Genomic DNA, 4401 nt, shown 5'->3' with positions numbered 1-4401 from the left:
TCCTGGACGCCTGGGACACTCTCCGGGAGAAGGGCCCCCGGCGCGTGCTGCCCATGACGGTGCCGATGCTGATGCCCAACGGCCCCGCTGCCGCTGTGAGCCTCGACCTCGGAGCGCGGGCAGGAGCCCATACTCCGGTGTCCGCCTGCGCCTCCGGAACCGAGGCCCTGCACCAGGGACTCGAACTGATCCGGTCGGGCAAGGCCGACGTCGTCGTCTGCGGCGGCGCCGAGGCCGCCATCCACCCGATGCCCATCGCGGCCTTCGCCTCCATGCACGCGCTGTCGCGCCGGAACGACGAGCCCGAGCTCGCCTCGCGTCCGTACGACACGAACCGCGACGGGTTCGTCATGGGAGAGGGCGCCGGTGCCCTGGTCATCGAGGCCGAGGAGCACGCGCTCGCCCGCGGAGCCCGTATCTACGCCGAGCTCGGCGGGACGTCCGTCACCGCCGACGCGTACCACATCACGGCGCCGGACCCCGAGGGACTCGGTGCGACCCGTGCCCTGAAGGCTGCGCTGTTCGATGCCCGCGCCCAGGCCGAGGACGTCGTCCACGTGAACGCCCACGCGACGTCGACCCCGGTGGGCGACAAGCCGGAGTACACCGCGCTGAAGGCGGCCCTGGGGTCCCATGTGGACCAGGTGGCCGTGTCGGCGACCAAGTCCCAGACCGGTCACCTGCTCGGAGCATCGGGCGCCGTCGAGGCGGTGATGACCGTGCTGGCCATCCACGAACGGAAGGCCCCGGTGACGATCAACCTCGACGACCAGGACCCGGAGATCCCGCTGGACGTCGTCACGACCGCCCGGGACCTGCCGTCGGGCGACATCGTGGCGCTGAGCAATTCCTTCGGATTCGGCGGCCACAATGCGGTCATCGTGCTCCGCAGCGTCTGACCGCCCCGATCGGGCAAACAGGAAAGGCGCCACCCTCGCGGGTGGCGCCTTTCCTGTGTGCTGAGCTGCTCGATCGGAACCTGCTATGGTCGGTCCCGATCAGGGCCGGCGTTCTGCGCGGTGGGAGTCAGCCGACCTGGTGCAGCCAGCGCACGGGGGCGCCTTCGGCTGCGTGCCGGAAGGGCTCCAGTTCCTCGTCCCAGGACTCCCCGAGCGCGAGGGAGAGTTCGTGGTAGACGGCGGCGGGATCGCCGGCGCCTGCCTCGTAGGCGTAGCGGATGCGGTCCTCGGTCACCATGATGTTGCCGTGGACGTCGGTCGTGGCGTGGAAGATCCCGAGCTCGGGGGTGTGCGACCAACGGCCACCATCAGCTCCGGGGCTCTGTTCCTCGGTGACCTCGTAGCGCAGGTGGGCCCAGCCCCGCAGTGCCGACGCGAGCTGGGCGCCGGAGCCCTGTAGGCCGACCCAGGAGAGCTCGGCGCGAAGCATTCCGGGCGCGGCAGGTTGCGCTGTCCACTCCATGTCGATGCGCTTGTCCAGCACGGAGCCGATGGCCCATTCGACATGAGGGCACAACGCGGTAGGGGCAGAGTGCACGTACAAGACACCGCGCGCCATCACAACAGACATTCCATCCTCCATAGCTGTAGGTACGTCTTCCCCAACGACCTTCAGTGGCTGATGAAACTGCTTCGGATGTGCCAGAACTTCCCGAGACCCACCCACACATATCATGCAGGTTCGATTGAACTACTGCTCATTGTGCCCGAGATAGGTGAATTTCGCCACTGTGGCGACCCTCTGCGGGCCACGCGACGTCACCCTGGCATGCCCGGGAGCCGCTCAGGCGCGGGGGTGGGCCTGCTCGTAGCTGCGCCGGAGGCGATCCACCGAGACGTGGGTGTAGAGCTGGGTGGTGGCGAGGCTGGAGTGGCCGAGGATCTCCTGCACCGCCCGGAGATCCGCCCCGCCGTCGAGCAGGTGGGTTGCCGCGCTGTGGCGCAGGGCGTGGGGACCACGAGCCGCCGTGTCGCCCAGGTCCTCGAGGGCGTCCCTCACCTGGGTGCGGACCGTGCGCTGGTCGATGCGCCCGCCGCGGCGGCCGAGGAACAGGGCCGGCCCGCTGCGCTCCGAGACCCAGCGGGGCCGCCCGCGGCGGAGCCAGTCGTCGATGGCATGCGCCGCCGGCACCCCGTACGGGACAGTGCGTTCCTTCGAACCCTTGCCCAGGACGAGCAGCGTGCGGCGCTCCATGTCGACATCGTCGATGTCGAGGCCGACCAGCTCACCGACACGGACGCCGGTCGCGTACAGCAGTTCGAGCATCGCCCGCCGCTGGAGCTCGTAGGGGTCGCCCTGCCTCGCGCGCTCGTCGAGACCCTCGAGCAGAGTGGCGGCCTGCGGCTGGTTGAGGACGGCCGGCAGGCTGCTCGTCCTCTTGGGGGCCCGGAGGCGCAGCGCCGGGTTGGCAGGGACCAGCTCCTCGCGCACGGCCCAGTCCATGAAGGTGCGTACCGTCGATGCGCGTCGTGCGACCGTCGCACGGGACAGGCCGGCCTCGTTCAGTGCGCCGAGCCACGCCCGGAAGTGCCGGAGTTCGAGCTGACCCAACGACGCCGCACCGGCGCGAGACGCGTGCGAGAGGAAGAGCGCAATGTCCTTCTCGTACGCCCGCACGGTGTGCGCGGAGCGGTTGCGTTCCCTGAGGAGGTAGTCCACGAAGGCCTGAAGGGCGGCGTCGACGTCGGGGTGCAGCCCGTTGCTGCCTCGTGTCATGGCCACCTCCCCTACCAGTATCCACGCTCCTCACCCCTGCAAGGGCAGCCCGCAGGACACGATCTTCTCCAGCTCGAGGAGAGTGGTCTTGGCCTCGGGGCCCGCGGCGTACCCCACCACTGATCCGGTGCTGCCGACGACCCGGTGCCCCGGCACGATGATCGAGAGTGGATTGGCCCGGACAGCCGCCCCGATCGCCCGGCCCATGCGCGGATTGCCCAGCTGCTCCGCGATGTCCCGGTAGCTGCGACGTCCCCCGTACGGGATCCGGGCAAGTGCACCCCAGACGCTGAGCTGGAACGGGGTGCCCCGCAGACTGGTCGGGACCTCGAAGACGAGCCGCGACCCGTCGAAGTACTCACCCAGCTCCCGGGCCGCCGTGCCGAGGAGGTCGGCCGTCGCAGCCGGAGGGAACGGGCCGCCCGGAGGGACCACTGCCTGCCGTGCACCCTCGGGTGTGCCGACCTGCTCCCTCACCGCCCGTCCGAGGAGCAGGGGGGACGGCGGTGGATGGTGTTCGCCGTGATACACGCCGACGACTGCCGACCGATGGGCGACGACGCGCAGCGGTCCGACGGGTGATGGGAGTTCGACGAAGAACCGTTCCTCCTCGAAGTGCTGATCGATGGTGGTCACAGAAGTTCTCCCTCGTGTCTCGGTGGGTTCGGCCGTTCGGGTGGTCCGGAGCTCCCGGTGTCGGGTGGACCCGCCGGATGCGCGGGTGAGCGCTTCGCACGGTGCCAGCCGTCACCGGTCCGCTGCGCCAGGCCTGCGAGCTCGAGGCGGGCCAGCCCGCTGATGACGTCGCGCGGGGCGAGCCCCGCGACACGCGACAGCTTGTCCACCGTTGTCGCCGACCGGACGGGTAGCCCGTCGAGGAGCAACAGGTCGGGGACGGTCAGGCCGTCCTGGTCCCGTCCCGGAGCGGCCTCCTCCCTGGCTCGATCCCCGAAGGGGACCGCGCCCAGCGGCCCGGCCAGTTCCGCGATGTCGGCTGCATCGGTGACGCAGACGGCGCTTCCGTCCCGGAGCAGCCGATGGCAGCCCGCCGAGTTGGCGGAATGGACGGATCCGGGGACGGCGCCGACGGCCCTGCCGAGCCCGGCCGCGTGATGGGCCGTATTGAGCGCCCCTGACCGCCACCGGGCCTCCACGACCACCGTGACAGCACTGAGGGCCGCAATGAGCCTGTTGCGTTGCAGGAACCGCCACCGCGTGGGTGAACTGCCGGGAGGGACCTCGGAGATCAGCAGCCCCCGGTCCGCGATTCCGCGCTGCAGCTCCTCGTTGCCCGCCGGATAGTACCGGTCGACACCACAGGCGAGGATGGCGAGGGTCGCCGGCCGCTCGTCGACCGCGGACGTCGCGAGGGCTGCCCGATGCGCCTGCGCATCGATGCCGTACGCGCCACCCGACACGATGCAGAATCCCTGCGTGGTCAACCCGGCGGCGAGGTCCGTCGTCACCGACGAACCGTAGGGCGTGCTGTCCCGCGACCCCACGAGGGCAACCAGTTCGCGGAGGTCGGGAATCGGGTGCCTGCCCCGCACCCACAGGGAGAGCGGAGCAGCGCCCTGCAGGTCGTCCAGCGCTGAGGGCCATTCCTCGGACTCCGGCACGATGAGGCGCCCTCCCAGACGGTGCAGCGTCGCCAGATCGCGCTCGGGAGCGAGGTCGCGAAGGCGCGGCGACCAGCGGGCCAGTCCATCGGGCAGGAGGTCCCGG

5 protein-coding genes are annotated in these 4401 nt (G+C 70.6%); 1 reads left to right on the top strand and 4 read right to left on the bottom strand.

Annotated elements, in window-relative coordinates; translation table 11 throughout:
* Nucleotides 1-899 (top strand): beta-ketoacyl-[acyl-carrier-protein] synthase family protein (locus tag CVO76_RS15560; RefSeq protein ID WP_208740039.1); only part of this gene is annotated, 899 nt, incomplete at its 5' end.
* A gap of 127 nt (nucleotides 900-1026) precedes the next feature.
* On the opposite strand, the gene CVO76_RS15555 is transcribed toward CVO76_RS15560, so the two are convergent.
* The 4 genes from CVO76_RS15555 to dprA form a co-directional block, all read right to left on the bottom strand.
* Complete coding sequence (locus CVO76_RS15555) at nucleotides 1027-1530, bottom strand: DUF3145 domain-containing protein (RefSeq protein WP_133080683.1); 504 nt, start codon at nucleotides 1528-1530, stop codon at nucleotides 1027-1029.
* 213 nt (nucleotides 1531-1743) lie between these two features.
* Nucleotides 1744-2676, bottom strand: a complete 933-nt coding sequence (locus CVO76_RS15550; RefSeq protein ID WP_208740038.1) for a tyrosine recombinase XerC — start codon at nucleotides 2674-2676, stop codon at nucleotides 1744-1746.
* Nucleotides 2677-2706: 30 nt separating this feature from the next.
* Nucleotides 2707-3312, bottom strand: coding sequence for a methylated-DNA--[protein]-cysteine S-methyltransferase (locus tag CVO76_RS15545; RefSeq protein ID WP_244186031.1), 606 nt, complete (start codon nucleotides 3310-3312; stop codon nucleotides 2707-2709).
* A partial coding sequence (dprA, locus tag CVO76_RS15540) for a DNA-processing protein DprA (protein WP_208740037.1) occupies nucleotides 3309-4401 on the bottom strand: 1093 nt, incomplete at its 5' end. The genes dprA and CVO76_RS15545, both read right to left, overlap by 4 nt.

The organism is Arthrobacter agilis, assembly GCF_002953615.1.
Classification (GTDB): Bacteria; Actinomycetota; Actinomycetes; order Actinomycetales; family Micrococcaceae; genus Arthrobacter_D; species Arthrobacter_D agilis_B.
This window is presented reverse-complemented; position numbering and strand designations above follow the sequence as displayed.